The sequence below is a fragment of the Halobacillus sp. Marseille-P3879 genome (assembly GCF_900240285.1).
In the GTDB taxonomy this organism is placed as follows: Bacteria; Bacillota; Bacilli; order Bacillales; family Halobacillaceae; genus Halobacillus_A.
In genome coordinates this window covers 286,712-304,327 of the sequence record NZ_OESS01000001.1, presented here as the reverse complement: position 1 = coordinate 304,327, position 17,616 = coordinate 286,712, and the positions used below count along the sequence as shown (strand labels likewise).

Below are 17,616 nucleotides of genomic sequence, written 5' to 3'. Positions count from 1 at the left end.
GCTGGAATTCTTGTTGAAGCGGGCGGGAGCGTGAGAGGTGGTGGGAATGCTGTATATATTCTGCGGTTTTTTTAAAATTGTGACAATTTAATGACTGTCTTTATCATATTCCCTTTGAATTATTTTGTCAATGTTATGTTATGAATTTAGAAATTTTATTTCATTGGCTGTTTAAAAAAGCCCTGCACTCATGTGCAGGGCTTCCAGCTGGTGGAGAAACACCTTATTTCTCTATAAGTTATTTTGTGGGGACGTTCGAACGTATACCGCTTGCTTTCGACGTCCTTTTTGCCTCTGGAGGCTCTTCATCATTATTCTTCTGTATCATCTTCCACTAAACCTTCCTCATCTGCAATTTGCCATGTTCCCAGACGGCGCCGATCTCCCCCGCCAAACATTTCCTTGACCTCTCCTTCTGTCCGGATCCCTAAGCCCTGGATTCCGCCGTAATAAAGAGGAGAGTCATGGGTGATGACAGAATAATTCATGCCTTCTCTCAACGCTTCAAGTGAACTATCCTCCACCATATTTTCGAGGTGCACAACATTATCCTCCGTATAGAATCTTGGTCTCATGATGGCCTCTTGTAAATTAATCCTTTCATCATTATCGTCTCTGCCATACTCATATTGTAAAAACGTTTGAATCAGCATCGCCGGAATTCTTGAGCCTCCAGGCGAGCCTAACCCAAGTACAGGTTGACCCTCCTCGGCAAATATCATCGGAGAAACAAATGACCGCGGCCGTTTTCCAGGCTGATATTCGTTAATTGAACCTTCAACCGTACTAAAGTTATTCAGCTGATTATTCAGGAAAAATCCGTTGGTGTAACGGCCGGAACCAAAGAATTGACCGAGGGAATTCGTTGCAGAAACCATCATTCCATCCTTATCGACAATTACAAAGTGTGTTGTATTCCTCGAGTCACTGATCTCATTAGGGCTGTCCAGCAATTCTGCAGAACTGGACAGGCCATCCCCTTCAGAAAATTCCTGTTCAAATAACTCATCTGTATACTCCCGGGAAGTAAGCTCTTCCTGATTGACCTCTTCAAATTGAGGATCTCCAAGAGTACTTACCCTCTCACTGTATACCTGGTCCGTAATTTTATTAATAAGATGAATATAGAGAGCCTGCCATTCTTCATCGTTCACTACAGCTTCCATATCTTCAGGAAGTCCGTCTGCAAGATATTCCGGCAGTTCCCCATCATCATTTTCAAACTCACTGCGAATTACCTCTTCAAAGTCCTCTTCAAGTCTCTCTATCATCTGTAAAGCTTGAACGACAATAACTCCTGAAGTCGGAGAGGAGCCTGCGTACACGGTCTGATCTTTAAAGCTCCCGGCAGGTGCTTCCCGCTCGGCTGCTTCATAAGAAGCCAAATCACTTTCAGGCAATCCGATCTCAGCAGCAAGCTGTCGGCCGAACTCTCCTTCGTAAAAACCGTCCGCTCCCTTTTCTTGTATAATCTTTAACGTATCCGCCAGTTCTTTCTGGACGATCGTTTCATTCATAGCAATAGGCCGGCCTTCCGGATAGAAGTTACTCCGCTTATCTTCAGGCATCTGCAGGTAACGGTCCGAGCTCTGAATTTGTTCGTTGAAAATTCTTCCAACTTCAAAGCCCTCTTCACTGTATTCAATTGATCGGTCTAGTAATTCAGCCCATTCCTTATTGTCCCCATAATCCTCATATAAAGCTTCCATTCCTTTTACAAATCCAGGAACAGCTACTCCTCTTTCCGGCCACTCCCCGCTTTCAGGGGCTGCCTCTCTATAATCATAAGTCATCGCTTGCTGACCAGGTTCATGAACGACCATTTGACCGCCGCCGCCAACCCCCGATCCATAAGGTTCCACGACACCTAAGGTGAAGGAAACAGCAACTGCAGCTTCAGCAGCATTCCCTCCTTCATTAAGGACTTCCATACCTGCTTCTACAGCCAGCGGGTGCAGGGCACTTACTCCATAGGCATAAGACTCCTCATCCTCTTCATTAATTTCAACAGCTTCTGTTGGTTCTTCACCTTGATAAGGCTCTCGAAATGCGTCGAATTCGTCTTCAAAATAATAGTTCCATCCGACTAATCCGATAAATACGATAACCGCAAATATATTGGTGATCTTCAGGTAATTCATGAGGCAGACCCTCCGTATTCCAGTACGCCAGCTTTTTCTAAATCAATAACGAGCCTGCTGTCTTCCACTTCCCAGAGATCACGATCCAGTTCTTTGCGAAGCGTTCGAAAAATCCGGTAATCACGGTATGGCTTTAACAGGCCTTTCGTTTCCCGGGGCTTCGTATCACTTATCTGCATAGGAATAAATGATAGATTCGCACTTCCATCTTCTAAAAAGTCGAGCTGGGCCAGAGTTGATTCTTTCGTCCTTGACCACCCCTGGTCAAAGACAAAGTTTCCAAGGCTGTTCATGACAAGGGAGGTATTATTTTCAGTTTCTACTACAGTAACAGGCTCTAAAACGTGAGAATGGTGGCCGATAATAATATCAGCACCGATGTCCGTTAAAAGCCAGGCAAGGTTTTCCTGCTCCTGATTCGACCCTACTTGATACTCATCGCCCCAGTGAGCATGAACAATAACGACATCCGCTTCTTCTTTCGCTTCTTGAATACGGCTTTGAAGAACACTTAACCCATCGTTTGTTAACACACCGCCCACGTAGTCACCGGCACTATAGCCTTGAACAAACACATCGGTAAAACCTAAAATAGCTGCTGAATAATTTTCATTAATATCGAAATATGAAATCTCTCCTGCATCCAATAGTTCTTCCTCTTCTTCACCGACTTCGGCAGCTTGAGCTTCTCCAGAATCAAGGACATCCCCTATCCCGAGAAGATCAATATCCGCTTCTCCCATATGGTTAAGTGTTTCAGTTAAAGATAAGTCCCCGTAATCCATCGTGTGGTTGTTAGCCATCGTTACAGAATCAAACCCCGCGTCTACGAGCGCATCCTCTGCACCTGCTTCAGCATAAAGGTGAATGTCTTTATTATGTAACTCATAATCCTCCATCTGACTGGCTACCGATTCATCTTCTGTATCAATTACTGGATTTTCAAAATTTCCGGTAGAGTAATCAGACTCCTCGAAATAAGGAGTAACATAAGAGAAAACCCGGTCAATCGGCTCCCCTTCCCTGACTGCTGCATCCCTGACATGGCGTCCCAGCATCATATCCCCTACCATTGATACTCGGTAGTCCACATTATCCGGTCTCGTGTTCTCAGGAACCTGCACTCTATCAATCTGTTTATGGGCAAAAAAAGGAACAGATAAAATTAAAGCTAGAATAATAGAATGAGAAACGGCTTTCTCCCGGTGTTTTTTTACCCAGACCTGCATAAATGACTTCAGCTTTGTTTCTTTCATACTAAGAACTCCCCTACAGCAAATGATAGACCGTAATAAACACGAACGTAAAAAACGCAATAACAAACGTAGAGCTGAATGTTGGTATAACTCCTTGTTTCTGGATAGAGTTGGCGATAAGCCCCGGTACAATAACCCCTATCCCTCTAAGCTCCATAACCGGAAAGGGAGTAAGCGGATATAAGTAATCCATTGACATTTTCATCAAAACTCCAACTGTTAACATAGCAGCAAATTTTCTGCGGCCGTACAGCACCGTGAATCTCGAGAGCACCTGCGTTACGAGTAGATATGTAAGCAGACTAATCAATCCGACAACCAGTACATACATGACCTGATCAAATATTAAAGCGAGATAGCCGGGTACTACGAGACCTGCCGGCATAATCCCTGTTTTTTCCGCATAAAGCAAGCTTAATAAGACACCTATAACAATTGCTATATATAAATCCGTCCCAAACACTGCGTCTCCAACCCCTTTTTTTCACTAAAAGCTTCTTTCTTTATTTATTCATCTGATATTCTCTATTGGAAAACTCCACTTCAAAAGGAGCTTCCTCCTTGATTTGGCGGTCTTTTCTCGATAACTCTTTCTCTTCTATGGCTTTGGCAAACTCTTCTCCTCCCCCATGGATGTTTCCGATCCCATAAACGAGAGCATGCCCAGGCAGGCGGTCGACATATTCAACCGCCTCTTCAACTGACTGTTTCTCTAAGTTTACAATATGTTTTGTTCTTATTTTTCCTTCATCATATGCCGTTAAGATCGGATGAGCTTCTCTGCCAATAAGAACCAGCCTGTCTATCTCCATGGCCGGCAGTACCTTTTCAGCAAATTCTATAGTCCGGTCCACTCTGTCCTGTCGGCAGTTCATCACTACAGTAACATCTTCTAAAGGATAGCCCTGCTCTTTAATACGCTCCCATATATTTAACGTTGAGGTGACGTCATTTGCAGCAAAGCCATTAAAGAAGTATTTAGGTTCCTCGTCACCGCCAAACTGGTGAACGCGCATTGCTCCAGGATCTACAGGAGCATTCAGCATCCCTCTTAATGCCGTTTCCCGATCGATCTGCAGGATATCAGCAACCGCCAGGGCAAGAGCCGCGTTTTGGGGAAAAATCATAAATGGAAATTTCTTTAGATAGTTTTCATCAATTGCACTTTCATCTGCAATCAAGACTTTAGAGTTTCTTTTAGCTGCTTCTGTCTCAAAGAATTGCTGATAAGGTGTTTCAGGAATAATTAAATAGCCATTATGAGGAATCGTAGAGCTGAAAGCCTGGGCAATATCATCAAGCGTTGGTCCCATGATGTCCAGGTGGTCTTCCATCACATTGGTTATAATCGTAATATTAGATTTTACAAGCTTCTCCTGAAAAACCTTTTGGTATTCTGGATTAATTGCCATACATTCGCTTACGAAAGCATCAGCCTTTCGTTTAGTCACTTTATGTACCATTTTTCGCTGCTCACTAATATTCGGCCCCTGAAGACCGCGAATGATTGGTTCTTCTTCTTTTAAATCCCAATAGAACATTCGTGCGGATGTACCTGTTGTCTTTCCGATCACCTTTTCTCCGTTTTCCTTTAGAATCCCCATCACAAGACGGGTTACGGTGGACTTCCCTCTAATACCGTTAATTAATATTCTCGTAGGTATCTGTTTAAGCCTTCGATCCAGTGAGTGCTTTTCCCATAAACCGATGCCAATAACAATCACAGTAAAAATAATTAAATAGATTAGTTCGTTCACAAATTCACCCCTTTATCCGAATAGTTATTTTTATCCATAAAATCCAACAAATAAACTAAAATTTTACACAATTTCGCTATTTTTATAGTAACATAATTTCATTATTCCGTTTAGATGAATTAAATTATGGAAATTAAACCAATAGACAGAACCACCTGTTAAATAATAAGGAATGGGGGAAGAAAATGTGTCCGTCGTTTTAAGAAGAATTTATAATGAAGAAAAAAAACTTGGAGGATACCGTGTCTTAACCGATCGAATATGGCCAAGAGGGATATCAAAAGAACAGGCGGAAATCGATGAATGGATGAAAGACATTTCTCCCAGCCCTGATTTAAGAAAATGGTTTAATCATGAACCCGCCAAGTTTGAGGAATTTAAAAAACAATACAGGCAAGAGCTTAATGACCAGCCAGAAAAGAAGTCCCTGCTCAACAAGCTGAGGGAACAGTCAGAGGGACAGCGTGTTGTTTTGTTATTTGGAGCCAGGGACGAGACCCATAACCACGCCGTCGTTCTAAAAGAAGTACTTGAAGAAAAATAAAACTCCTCATGCAGACAGACGTAAAAATGGGAGCTTTTCTCTGTATTTAGCTGCCAGAGGCGGAAGAATAAGACCGAATATGACTGGAGAAAAAAACACCCCCGCTCCCAGACACACGTAGCCGGTCAAACGCAATACTTCCAAACCTTTCTTTTCTGTTCGCTGCAGAATACTTATCCGCTCACGCAGGCGCTGCTGTAAATCATATAAACTCCAGAAACCAAGGCCCAGTAATTGAAGGGACAACCCGGCATACAAACCGTGTAAATTGATCATAACCACTGCAAAGAGGATAAATAGAAAGCTCATTCCGACAGCCGACCATTTGTAAAACGTACGCAGCCAGCCTTGTTCTTCGATTGGAATAATGCCTAAAATCGGCTGCTTTCTAAATTGATCAGCAAACAGACCAGCTGCCACTTCAATATAAACGAAGACAGCAATAGGAAGTGTCAGATACATGATCCAGGGCGTATGAACAGGTAACACAGTAACAATCACAGCACAAGCCAAAATGGTTTTCCACACGTACGTAAATTGATGGTGTAAATGATACCGCCACAGCCGGTGATAAAGCTGATGGATATGGGTGAAACGCTGCTTTGCCCTTCTCCTTCTAATAAAGCTGTGCAGCACTCCATATCGTTTCGGCGGTTTAATAAAGACGCCTGTCATGTGACTGATTATTTTAAGGTTCCATACCTTTGCATCGTTCACTTCAACCGTGCGTCCCCAGTCGACTCCCTGAGTGCTGCGGGGAATTAGATAAAGATTCCAAATTAACAACAGCAGTCCCAGAAAAAGTCCGACCCATCCTCCGTGCAGCTCTAGGTACAACGTGATATAACGTACACCGCTTATAAAAAGAGACACAGCCGCAAACACGAAAAGCTTTTTCCAGCGGGAAACAGAGAAAAGCCACCACTGCAAGGGCATGGTAAGGATAAAAAACAAGCTGAAGACAACAGCTGAATAAAAAGCAAAACTGTACGTAAACGGAGTCAGCCACCCTGTGATCATGGCAGCAAGGAACGCACAGGCCGTACAGGCAGTCCCTCTGACAAGAGCGATATGCCAGAGTAAATGACTTCTAGTATGCGGCAGCATGCTCAGTTTCAATTCACTCGTAGTAAACATTAAACCAGGGTAAAAAAAAGACTGCCCGCACGCCCAAAGAATGAAAGCTGAAGGTAAGAGCCAAACCAACTGACCTAAGGAAGCCTGCCATAAATCAAAAAGAGGATAAAGCTGCTGCAGCCCATCTACTGCCATCAATAAAAAAACCGCCCCTAATACAGCACAATAAATGGCAAGAGTAACATCAAATGTTAACTGAAAGGCTTGCTGATAAAGACGCCTCTTCCTCTTAAAACGCTGGCCCCGCACCCAACGGTACACTTCCCATGTGGAGAAATTCATAACGTCCCCCTCCTGTCGAGCTGGTCGAAATGATCAATTGATCCAGCAGAAGAGATTCTTCCATCCTTTAACATGACAAAATCGTCAGCCAGGTTATGCACTTTATCCAACTGATGAGTCGTAAGCAGGATACTCGTTCCTTGATCCCTCCGCTCCTTCAGCAGCTGTTCTAAATAAGTACCTGCATACACATCGAGTCCCATGAAAGGTTCATCAATGAGCAGAAGCGGTACTTCTGGTAAAAGCGCACAAATGGTTTGAGCTTTCTGCCGCATCCCTTTTGATAAAGATTCCGGATATTCATCGAGCTTATCCATCAGTTCAAACGCTTCTGTATACGTCTGAATACGATCGATAAAAAGGGCGTCAGGAATGTGGTAGCTCTTTTGATAAAGTTGAAAATGCTGGAATATCGTAAGTTCATTAAGGAGAAGAGGCTCTTCGGGAATATAGCTGAACTGGTATTTATACTCTAAAAAATCACCATCCTGATCAATCCCATTGATCGCAATGGCTCCAGATTGTTTTTCCAACAAACCAATGATCGTTTTTATTAAGGTGGATTTTCCTGCCCCATTATGGCCGACCAGGGCTGTAATATGACCTTGCTGTACCTCAAACGTTATTTGACTCAAAACGATCTCATCTCTCATCGATATGTGGCAGTTATTAATGGTGAGTACAGATTGAAGGGTCATGTTCATTCCTCCACTCTCTATTTTCTTTTAATACGTATATGTATTACCTTAGGTTTCAGTCCCGGTCTCAAAAGAAAAAAGCAGAGGAAAAATGTTCCCCTGCTCTTTCAATCCCCTTTTATGATTGTTCTGTAACCTCGGCCAGCTGTTGAGAAGAAGAGGCCACTTGAGCTACAGCATCGTTGATTTCCTGAATTACAAGTCTAAACCCTTCTAGTTCCTCTTGAATACCGGAATTATATTGTTTGTTCTGTGCCATTGCAGAAACAATCTCTGTGAAGAAATTATTGATTTGATCCATATTTTCAGTTCCTTCTACGATCAGTTTGTCAATATCCCCTACATTATTAGAGACCTTATGGATCTGACCATTTGTCGATTGAATTAATTCTGACACCTCAGAAACCGAGCTTTTCGTCTGTTCAGAAAGCTTACGAACTTCATTAGCGACGACTGTAAAACCAGCTCCATGCTCGCCAGCCCGGGCAGCTTCGATGGAAGCATTTAAAGAAAGCAGATTCGTCTGCTCAGCGATGGAAGAAACAATCGTAACGATCTGGCTGATTTCATCTGCTGTTCCTTTTAGTTTCTCCATTTCATCTTTAATTTGTTTAATGCTCTGCTGGATATGATTCATTTGCTCCTGCTGAACTTCCAGCTGCTCTTTTCCTTCATTTGACTGCCCTTCTACCTCTTGAGCGTTTTCCGTACCTTTCCTTGAGTCATCAAGAATTTTGTCACTCTGTTCGGTAAGCTGCTCCGTAGAGGCACTCGCCTGCTGTGAAATTGCAGCGAGCTCTTCGGCCATTTCATCAATCTTACGGTAGGCTTCTGCTTTTTTCTCATTTTCCTCTTCACGGATTCTTCTATTTTCCTGCTCAAAAAGTTCAAGTACAATCTGCTGTTCTAAGTTTAAAATTTTCGTTGTTGCCCTAATTGCCTGGCGGTACTCCGCTTCATCCAGCACTTCACGATCATAAATAGAAAGAAGAGAGTTTAATATATCCTGAAAGGAGCACATATACCACGTAGGCTTTAGACCAATTCTCACATGAACTTCCGCTATAACTTTTCTTTTATGGATAAACTGTTCGTCAATCAAACCGTTAAACATTTCCTGTATATGAGCCATCAGTGTCTTTTTGAGTCTTTCTATCGAACTGTTATCTTCAATGATTTCCATTAGAGAGCCTTCGTGTGCCAGATTCTCGTAAAACTGATCGACAATCATCGCTATATTCCTTCTTACGATCGGCTGCAGCGATTTCAAAACTGATAAATCCTCTTCTGTCAGTGCAATCATTTGAAACTGCTTATGTAACTTGGAACCTTTCTCTATATTAATTTTTCCGCGGGGCACAGGTTCAAACACCAGGGGAGCTGGTTTAGATTTGGTTTTTGTTGCAAAAAGCGGGAACATACAATACCTCCATTACTCTGCTTGTTTTCTTTTATATCGGCATTCAGCCTTCCTTTCTTTAGAAAGACATATCAAGTCACAGAAGTGTCATAAGCTAAACTGTTATTGTATGCTTAACTTAAATACTTATAAGGAGGAATTCGAGTGAGCACCATTGTCATTCACGGATCGACCCGGGAGAATGGAAATACAGAATATTTAGCAAAGCAGGCGGTCCCTGAAAAAAACACAACCCATATTTACCTTAGAAATCATCAGATAGAAGTAATTAAGGATGAGCGTCATTCTGAAAATGGATTTAAGAAAATAGATGATGACCATCATGCCATTATTGACCAGATGCTTGCGCACGATGTCATTATTTTTGCCACACCGGTTTACTGGTACAGTATGTCCGGACTGATGAAAAACTTCGTCGACCGCTTCTCACAGGTGGTCAGAGAACCCGGATATGAAACATTTAAAGAGGACCTTCAGCAGAAAGAGGTATATGTGATTGCAGTAGGCGGAGATAATCCCAAAATCAAAGGAATGCCTCTCATTCAGCAATTTCAGTACATTCTTCAGTTTTTTGGAAGCTCACTTAATGGATATTTATTAGCAAAAGCCGGAAAACCAGGGGAAATTAAAAACAATTCAACAGCTTTAGCAGAAGCCGATTTACTAAAGAAAACACTCAGCAGTTAAAAAGAATATAGACGCAGGTGCCCTGGCAGACACGACACGCATAGGAAGGTGGTCTCCCTTCCGCAGGACGGATGGCTTATGTCGCGGATGTCACTCTAAAAAAGATTCCTAGAATACAAAAAAAGAGAAGGAGTTATCTGCATCCTTCTCTTTTTATATAACATGCGCTAATTTATGCCCCGCAGCATTTCTTGTATTTTTTCCCGCTGCCACAAGGACAGGGGTCATTACGCCCTACTTTCACTTCTTTAACGAAAGGACCCGGGCTTAACTCTTGTTGGAAAAAAGCCTCCCGTTCTTCTACTTCATTTTTCCATAACATGAGGTCAGGGTGATCCCGGTTAATAACTTTGAAATAAGCATAAGCGAGTTCATCCATATCGACCAGGCCCGAAAATTCTCCCTGCTCCATGAAAGTTTCCACCTCTTCAAAGCCTTGTTCTGCAAAGTGCAGGCATATTCCTTCCACGACCAGCTCCCTTGCCTCGAGATCTTCAATCTCACCGAACAGCTTTTTTAAAAGGAATAACGCATAATCTGTTTTAATTTCTCCAAGTAAACTAATCGGATAAATAAAATCTTCGTTAAAACAGAATGGATAAATCTGATCGGCCAGATGATCCGTCTGAAAGTAATTAAGGGATGCTGCTGCTTCTTCCAGCACCAGGTCCTCTTCACTTCTCAGCAGATCGACTAGGGTTGAGATATAGCGGTCTTCTTTAAAATAACGAAGGGCATAAATGTTTAACAGACCATTATAATTCATATAAGGAGATGCCGCAGACTCCTCGATGGCCCCAATCACTTCTGGACCTGTAACCCAGCCGTAATCAACCAGCTGATCCATTACCCGCTTTGCCTGAATATATTTATTAGAAGTAAACTGAACGGACAGTTCTTGAAGGAGACCAGCATAGAGCATAAACATTTCTTCTTCATTCTCCGTATTTTTAACCTGTTCATAAAACTCCCAATCTTCTGCTGCCACATAAGGGTCAAACTGCTCCCGGTACTCAAATAGTTTCTCTACCTCTACCTGGTCAATAAACCTTGTGTATTTTTCGGAGTGCGCAAGGCAAGACAGCAGCTGCTGAATCGATTGATCACCAAGAGTGACTTTAGGCATGTAATTCAATACGGCTGATCTTTTCGCTTCTGACCCCCTGCTTCGGCGCAGCACCTCGGCTGCCATTTCATCAGGTATATACGGATAATTCTCAAGGGAATAGAGAAGCACCCTGAACACTGTATCGTTCTTTGTATCGAGCTGGTTATTAATCCGCTGTAAAAATAAACTCATAAGCGTACCCTCCGTAGAAACGTTCTTTTCTCCATCATACCATTTCTCCATCAAAGAAATTAAACATTCAATCAACAAAAAATCCAGAGAAAAGTTAATTTCTCTGGATTCAGCTTGTAGAGAAACCCCTGTTTCTCCACAAGCTTTTCTCTTACCGCCAGGAGCGAAAGCCCCTTCCCTTTTTAGCGGACGAGCGCCCGAGCTTCCTCGCAAAACCCATACTCGGCGATTTCGGCTCACTCGTTCTTCCGCAGGAGTGGAAGGGGCCCGCTCCTTAGAATTTCTTTTCATACAGAAAAAGACTCTCCTTCACCTGGCTCATCTTGGATAGTTTATGGACAATCTCCTTCATGTTCGGGCAGGCAGCTGTCATCAGCACTTGTTTCGAAAACATTTTCCATCCGGACGAGCGACAATAAATCAGCCTATCCCTTTCTTTAGTGTACGGAAAGATAAAATTTAAGTAAAATGCCAAAAATTTTATATTATTGTTCAGTCCCCCATGCTTCCTCAGCAATTTCAACGACATGACGTATTTTTGCCCATTGCTCGTCTTCCGTTAATTCATTTCCCTCCTCTGTGGAGGCAAAACCACACTGCGGACTTAAGCAAAGCTGATCTTTATGGACATAGCTGGCAGCTTCGGAGATTCGTTGTTTCACACGCTCTTTATCTTCCAGCTCTGGAAACTTAGAAGTGACGAGACCAAGCACGACCTTTAAATCTTTTCGTTTCACGTGTTTGAGCGGTTCAAGCCCCCCGGAACGATCATCATCATACTCCAGGAAAAGACCGTCTACATGCAACTCGTCAAATAATGTCTTCGAAACCGCATCATACCCTCCCTCTGCTGAATACGTAGAGCGGAAATTCCCGCGGCAAATGTGCATAGTAATCACCATATCATCCGGTCGATCTGCAATAGAATCGTTAATCGCCTGCACAAACAGCGAACGAAGCTTTTCCGGCTCCTGACCTCGTTCTTCAATCTGTTTTAAGCCTTTTTCCGAGAAGAATACAGCCCAGGAGGTGTCATCCAGCTGCAAATAACGGCAGCCTGCGTCATAAAAAGCCTGGATTGCCTTTTGGTAGGCTTTCGTCAAATCTTTAAGTAATACTTCATCATCCTCATATATTTCCCGATCAATATTTCCTCTAAAGAAAAGCATATTGGGACTTGGGATCGTAAACTTAGGCACGTGATGGTCTCCTACAACCGAATGAAGAAACTTATAGTCTTCCAGCATTGGGTGGTTCTCGAAGTCTATCTGACCTGTAACTTTTACGGAATGAGCCTTTGTTTGGACCCCGCTGAACTGGATACCTTCTTCCGGCTCATAGCCTTCTACACCTTCCAGACCCTCCAGGAAGTCAAAGTGCCACCAGGATCGGCGCAGGTCTCCATCTGTAATTGATGTTAACCCAGCCTCTTTCTGCTTCTCTACTAATTTAACAATCTCTTCATCTTCTATATTTCTCAGTTCAACTGCTGAGATTTTTCCTCGGTCTTTTTGAAAACGGGCTTCCTTGATTCTCTCAGGCCGGAGAAAACTTCCTACGTGGTCTGCTTTAAATGGTGGTCTTTTTTCTAGTGTCATTTTCATCGCTCCTTCAAATAAATTAGAAAAACTTGGCTTACCGCCAAGTCCAATGGTGGAAAACTCATAGTTTCCCTATACTTTAGGCCTTTAACAAAGTTAAACATTCTTAAAGTATAAAAAAGCCTCTTCCTGAATAAGAAGAGACTTTTGTAAATAATACATCGTCTTCTTATCTTTCAAGCTCTCCGGCTTGCAGGATGCAGCACCTTGTAGAAACAGGTTGCTGAGGCGTCAACGGACCTTACCCTCGACCTCTCGTGATAAGAAATTTATTATTTATCGTAACAATTTTCTAACAAAAAGAAAAGAGGCGAAATTTCTCTGATTTTAACTCTGCTCTACAGCCCTGCCTGCATATGGAGCCAGGAAGTTCTGTCATTTGCTCTCTTTGATGATTGATCGATTCATCTCACGAACTGATTTCTCTCCGGCTAAAGCCATGGTTAAGTCCAGATCAGCGAGCATATTCTGCAATACCTCTCGAACGCCCTTCTCACCAGCGACGGCAAGCCCATACATACACGGCCGTCCCACCAGCACGCCTGCAGCTCCTAAGGCCAGTGCTTTAACGACATCTGCACCACGGCGGACGCCTCCATCCATCAAGACAGGAATTTGATTATGCACCACCCCGCATACATCCACTAACGCATCAAGCGCTCCAACCGCACCATCTACCTGCCTTCCTCCATGGTTGGAAACAACGATACCGTCCACCCCATGTTCAAGAGCCATTTGAGCATCCTCTGGGTGTAGAATCCCTTTTAACAAAACCGGCAGGCTTGTGTGCTCTCTAATAAAACTTAAATCTGACCATGTTAAACCCGGGTTGCCAAACGTTTTTGTCCAGTGCAGAATTGCGGCTTCCGGATCTTCCTTAGGAGATTTCGGCAATTGAGAGCAAAAAGCTGGATCAGTTAAGTAATTTCCAATTCCTTCTCCCATGAGAAAAGGAAGATAAACATTTTTTAAATCATTTTCCCTCCATGCCATCATAGGGGTATCTAAGGTCACTACTATCGCGGAGTATCCTGATTCTTCCGCCCTCCTCAGAAAGCTGGCGGTAACTTCTGGATCTTTATTCCAATAAAGCTGAAACCACTTCGGCGCATCTCCCACAGCCTTAGCAAGGTCTTCCATCGGGGCTGTAGAAGCTGAACTTGCAATATAGGGGACCCCCAAAGCAGCAGAAGCTTTTGCAGAGGCAATCTCTCCATCAGGGTGTATGATTGACTGAACCCCTATCGGCGCATGAAGCAAGGGAGAAGAATAAGTATGACCAAGCAGATCAATAGATAAATTGCGTTCTTCTACATTCCTGAGCATTCGCGGCACAATTTCCCATTTATTAAAAGATTGCAGGTTGGCATCCATAGTCCGCTCACCACCGGCTCCCCCGGCAATATAGTAGAAAGGACCATCTTCTAAAACGGCACGGGCCTGCTGCTCCCATTCTTCATACACAACGGGCAGTCGTTCGGGATCAGGGTCAGGCATCGTTTGATAGACTTTAAACTGAATCTGATTTCCAAAATTAATCATAAAATCTCTCCCTTTGAAATGATATCTGCCTTCCATTTTATCACATATAAAGAAAGCGCTTACATAAATATTGGCTCCACCCATGACAAATGTCATACTCACCCCCTGACGTTTATGCCTTACATCCCGTCTTCATTTCTTCTATGATTGGGTTTATGATCAAACGAACGTATGAGGAGTCCTTATTATGAGCCAGCATAAACAAAAAGAATTAAAAAAGAATGTAGCCGCTTTTGCAAAACCTGATCAAACAGTTGGGATCCGTCAACTGATCAATACACTTGTTCCTTTTTTCCTGCTTTGGTTTGCAGCCTATCAAAGTCTTGCTGTATCTTTGTGGCTTGCTGTACCCTTAGCCATGATCGCAGGAGTGTTTGTTATCCGCATCTTTATTATCTTCCATGACTGTACACACATGTCTTTCTTTCAAAATCAAAAGGCAAACCGGATTACCGGCACCATCACCGGAATACTCACATTGTTTCCTTTTGAAAAGTGGAAAAGGGATCATTCGATTCACCATGCGACAAGCAGTAATTTAGACAAACGAGGCACAGGGGATGTATGGGTGATGACCGTTGAAGAATACGTCGCCGCTTCTTTCTGGAGACGTTTAGCTTATCGTCTGTACCGTAACCCTCTCATTATGTTTGGATTAGGACCGCTTTATTTATTCTGTTTATCCAACCGTTTTAACCGGAAAGGGGCCAAGCGGAAGGAACGCTGGAATACACACCTTACGAATGGATCGATTGCCGTTATTTATGCCCTTATGATCTGGGCAATCGGCTGGCAGGCTTTTCTTATTATTCAGCTGCCCATTCTTTATGTATCCGGAGTGCTTGGTATTTGGCTGTTCTATGTCCAGCACCAGTTTGAGGATTCTTATTTTGAAGATGAATCTCAATGGGATTTTGTCAAAGCTGCGGTCGATGGCAGTTCATACTACAAGCTGCCGAAGCTCCTTCAGTGGGTATCAGGGAGCATTGGCTACCACCATGTTCACCACTTAAGTCCAAGAGTACCGAATTATAAGCTTGAAGAGGCCCACGAATCCACACCACCGCTGCAAAAAGCCACAACCATCACGCTGCTATCCAGCTTGAAATCGATTCGATTCAGGCTCTATGATACAGCCAATAAGACATTTGTCAGCTTTAAAGAAGTAAAACCGCTTCTTCAAAAGCCGCGTACAGGCTTTCAAGATCAATAGTCAGAGGCAGGAAACCCTATTTGTACGCAATAGGGTTTCTTTTGATAGAATGGAAATACTACAAAATAAGACTGGAAAAGGAGAAACCTATGCAGAACTGGTACCAAATCATCCCCAAGAATACAGGATTAAGCTCATATATATGGATTATATTTTGTCTGCTGCCTTTCTTCTTTATCTTCCGCTCTTCTTCATTATTTGAAATTATATTCGGATTTCTTATGATCATCCTATTCTTTCTCTCCTACCGGCTCTCTTTTATTTCTCACAGCCGAATGGTCTACGTTTGGGTAAGTATTGAAATGGTGATCAGCATTATCATGACCCTCTTATTCGGTTACATTTACTTCGCTTTATTTCTGGCATTTTTTATAGGTAATATCCAGAGGTTGAGCGGTTTTCTCACCCTTTATATTGTTCATCTTGTCACTACGGTCGGAGCGATTACTCTCGTTTTTGTGATGCAGAACGAAGCACTGTTTCCTCAACTTCCTTTTGTTATAATTTGTCTCATTGGAGTAATACTGCTTCCGTTTACCATGTACTACCGGATTAAACGGGAGCAGCTGGAAGATAAGCTGGAAGATGCCAACGAAAAAATCTCCCAGCTTAAGGTGATCGAGGAACGGGAACGAATCGCGCGTGACCTCCATGATACGCTCGGGCAGAAGCTCTCTTTAATTGGGTTAAAAAGCGACCTGGCCGGGAAGTTAATAGATAAAAACCCGCAAGCTGCCCAAGGCGAAATTCATGATATAAGGCAGACGGCGAGAACAGCGTTAAAAGAAGTACGGGAAATGGTATCTAACATGAGAGGAAGTAAGTTAGCGGATGAACTTCTGCGTGTGCAGCAAATCCTGCAAGCTGCCGAAATTGAGTTCCATGCAGAAGGCAGCCCCGAGTTAAGTAACACACCACTTCTTGTAGAAAATGTACTCAGCATGTGTTTAAAAGAAGCGGTAACCAACGTCGTAAAACACAGCCAGGCTTCTGTGTGCTCGATTCATATTGAACAGCTGCCAGATGAAGTCCATCTGCAAATCAGCGACGATGGCGTAGGGCTTTCAGAAGACAAGAATTTGTTGAAAGGACACGGTCTCCAGGGGATCCGTGAACGCCTGGAATTCGTTAATGGAAGCCTTGAGTTGTCGTCTGAACAGGGTACCACCTTAACCATTCGTGTACCCAAAGTCATTCTACAATCGAAACAGGAGGAATTGGAATGATACGGATCGTTATCGCTGAAGACCAGCGTATGCTCTTAGGAGCCCTTGGTTCACTGCTTGATTTAGAAGAGGATATGCAGGTCGTCGGCACCGCCAAAAATGGTGAAGAGGCATGTAAGCTCGTCGAGGAGCTTCAGCCAGATGTTTGTATTATGGACATCGAAATGCCTGTAAAAAGCGGCCTTGACGCCGCAGAGCAGTTAAAAGACAACCCTTGCAAAATTATAATTCTAACAACGTTTGCCAGAGCCGGATACTTCGAACGTGCACAAAAAGCGCAGGTAAGCGGGTATTTATTAAAAGACAGTCCGAGCGAAGATCTGGCTAACTCGATTCGAACCATTATGGACGGCAGAAGAATCTTCGCACCCGAGTTAGTCGATATGGCATTTGGTAATGAGAACCCTCTTACGGAGCGGGAAAAACAGGTCGTCGAACTTATTGCCGAAGGGAAGAATACAAAAGAAATTGCGAAACAGCTTTTTATAACTACAGGAACGGTACGTAATTATATTTCTGTCGTATTAGATAAGCTTGAGGTAAGCAACAGGATTGAAGCCGTCTCACGTGTAAAGGAAAAAGGATGGTTTAAATAAACATCGAGGTTGGGACAAAACTGAATAAAGCATAAAATAATCCGAACGATTTTGTTGAAATCAGTTCGGATTATTTATGTTAAAGAGAATTCACCCATCGCTCCGTCAAAACGCTTCGCTTTTAAGTGGGCACGGCTTCAGCTTCCTCAGAAAGCAAAGATCGCTTTCCTGCGGGATCTTCGGCTCGTGCTGTTCCCACAGAAGTCTTCGCATTTT

General features: G+C 43.1%; 15 protein-coding genes and 1 riboswitch. Of the genes, 5 read left to right on the top strand and 10 right to left on the bottom strand.

Annotation, left to right across the window (positions count from 1 at the left end):
* Positions 1–311: 311 nt before the first annotated feature.
* Genes C1A12_RS01620 through pgsB form a run of 4 tightly spaced genes read right to left on the bottom strand, consistent with a single transcriptional unit; the run spans position 312 to position 5,154 of the window.
* Positions 312–2,141 carry a gamma-glutamyltransferase family protein gene (locus tag C1A12_RS01620; RefSeq protein WP_101842107.1) on the bottom strand — a complete coding sequence of 610 codons (1,830 nt, stop codon included), beginning with the start codon at positions 2,139–2,141 and terminating at the stop codon, positions 312–314.
* Entirely contained in the window at positions 2,138–3,397 is a 1,260-nt protein-coding gene (locus C1A12_RS01615; RefSeq protein WP_101842106.1) for a CapA family protein, read from the bottom strand. Before C1A12_RS01615 ends, C1A12_RS01620 begins: the two co-directional genes overlap by 4 nt.
* 13 nt (positions 3,398–3,410) lie before the next feature.
* A complete protein-coding gene (gene pgsC, locus C1A12_RS01610; protein WP_101842105.1) occupies positions 3,411–3,860 on the bottom strand; it encodes a poly-gamma-glutamate biosynthesis protein PgsC in 450 nt (149 codons plus the stop codon).
* Positions 3,861–3,900: 40 nt separating this feature from the next.
* Positions 3,901–5,154 carry a poly-gamma-glutamate synthase PgsB gene (pgsB, locus tag C1A12_RS01605; RefSeq protein WP_101842104.1) on the bottom strand — a complete coding sequence of 418 codons (1,254 nt, stop codon included), beginning with the start codon at positions 5,152–5,154 and terminating at the stop codon, positions 3,901–3,903.
* A gap of 187 nt (positions 5,155–5,341) precedes the next feature.
* On the opposite strand from pgsB, the gene C1A12_RS01600 reads away from it, so the two are divergent.
* Positions 5,342–5,698 carry a DUF488 domain-containing protein gene (locus C1A12_RS01600; protein ID WP_101842103.1) on the top strand — a complete coding sequence of 119 codons (357 nt, stop codon included), beginning with the start codon at positions 5,342–5,344 and terminating at the stop codon, positions 5,696–5,698.
* 6 nt (positions 5,699–5,704) lie between these two features.
* Here C1A12_RS01600 and C1A12_RS01595 read toward each other — a convergent pair whose 3' ends face one another.
* The 3 genes from C1A12_RS01595 to C1A12_RS01585 all read right to left on the bottom strand — a co-directional run bounded on the left by C1A12_RS01595 (position 5,705) and on the right by C1A12_RS01585 (position 9,235).
* Positions 5,705–7,117, bottom strand: a complete 1,413-nt coding sequence (locus C1A12_RS01595; RefSeq protein WP_101842102.1) for a hypothetical protein — start codon at positions 7,115–7,117, stop codon at positions 5,705–5,707.
* Positions 7,114–7,815 carry an ABC transporter ATP-binding protein gene (locus C1A12_RS01590; RefSeq protein WP_101842101.1) on the bottom strand — a complete coding sequence of 234 codons (702 nt, stop codon included), beginning with the start codon at positions 7,813–7,815 and terminating at the stop codon, positions 7,114–7,116. Before C1A12_RS01590 ends, C1A12_RS01595 begins: the two co-directional genes overlap by 4 nt.
* 118 nt (positions 7,816–7,933) lie before the next feature.
* Positions 7,934–9,235, bottom strand: coding sequence for a globin-coupled sensor protein (locus tag C1A12_RS01585; protein WP_101842100.1), 1,302 nt, complete (start codon positions 9,233–9,235; stop codon positions 7,934–7,936).
* A 144-nt stretch (positions 9,236–9,379) separates the two neighbouring features.
* Between C1A12_RS01585 and C1A12_RS01580 the strand changes: the two genes are divergently transcribed.
* Complete coding sequence (locus tag C1A12_RS01580) at positions 9,380–9,922, top strand: flavodoxin family protein (RefSeq protein WP_101842099.1); 543 nt, start codon at positions 9,380–9,382, stop codon at positions 9,920–9,922.
* 172 nt (positions 9,923–10,094) lie between these two features.
* Here the strand turns inward: C1A12_RS01580 and C1A12_RS01575 are convergent, their stop codons facing one another.
* From C1A12_RS01575 to C1A12_RS01565, 3 genes are all read right to left on the bottom strand, one after another.
* Positions 10,095–11,513: an SEC-C metal-binding domain-containing protein gene (locus tag C1A12_RS01575; RefSeq protein WP_101842098.1), complete on the bottom strand. Its 1,419-nt coding sequence runs from the start codon at positions 11,511–11,513 to the stop codon at positions 10,095–10,097.
* A 194-nt stretch (positions 11,514–11,707) separates the two neighbouring features.
* Positions 11,708–12,826 (bottom strand): 5-methyltetrahydropteroyltriglutamate--homocysteine S-methyltransferase, encoded by a 1,119-nt coding sequence (locus C1A12_RS01570; RefSeq protein WP_101842097.1) that lies wholly within the window; start codon positions 12,824–12,826, stop codon positions 11,708–11,710.
* 163 nt (positions 12,827–12,989) lie between these two features.
* Positions 12,990–13,090: riboswitch (SAM riboswitch) on the bottom strand.
* A 108-nt stretch (positions 13,091–13,198) separates the two neighbouring features.
* Positions 13,199–14,365: a lactate 2-monooxygenase gene (locus C1A12_RS01565; protein WP_101843248.1), complete on the bottom strand. Its 1,167-nt coding sequence runs from the start codon at positions 14,363–14,365 to the stop codon at positions 13,199–13,201.
* 187 nt (positions 14,366–14,552) lie between these two features.
* On the opposite strand from C1A12_RS01565, the gene C1A12_RS01560 reads away from it, so the two are divergent.
* The 3 genes from C1A12_RS01560 to C1A12_RS01550 all read left to right on the top strand — a co-directional run bounded on the left by C1A12_RS01560 (position 14,553) and on the right by C1A12_RS01550 (position 17,400).
* Positions 14,553–15,578 carry a fatty acid desaturase gene (locus C1A12_RS01560; RefSeq protein ID WP_101842096.1) on the top strand — a complete coding sequence of 342 codons (1,026 nt, stop codon included), beginning with the start codon at positions 14,553–14,555 and terminating at the stop codon, positions 15,576–15,578.
* Between the two features lie 89 nt (positions 15,579–15,667).
* A complete protein-coding gene (locus C1A12_RS01555; protein WP_101842095.1) occupies positions 15,668–16,804 on the top strand; it encodes a sensor histidine kinase in 1,137 nt (378 codons plus the stop codon).
* A complete protein-coding gene (locus tag C1A12_RS01550) occupies positions 16,801–17,400 on the top strand; it encodes a response regulator transcription factor (protein WP_101842094.1) in 600 nt (199 codons plus the stop codon). Before C1A12_RS01555 ends, C1A12_RS01550 begins: the two co-directional genes overlap by 4 nt.
* Positions 17,401–17,616: the final 216 nt, after the last annotated feature.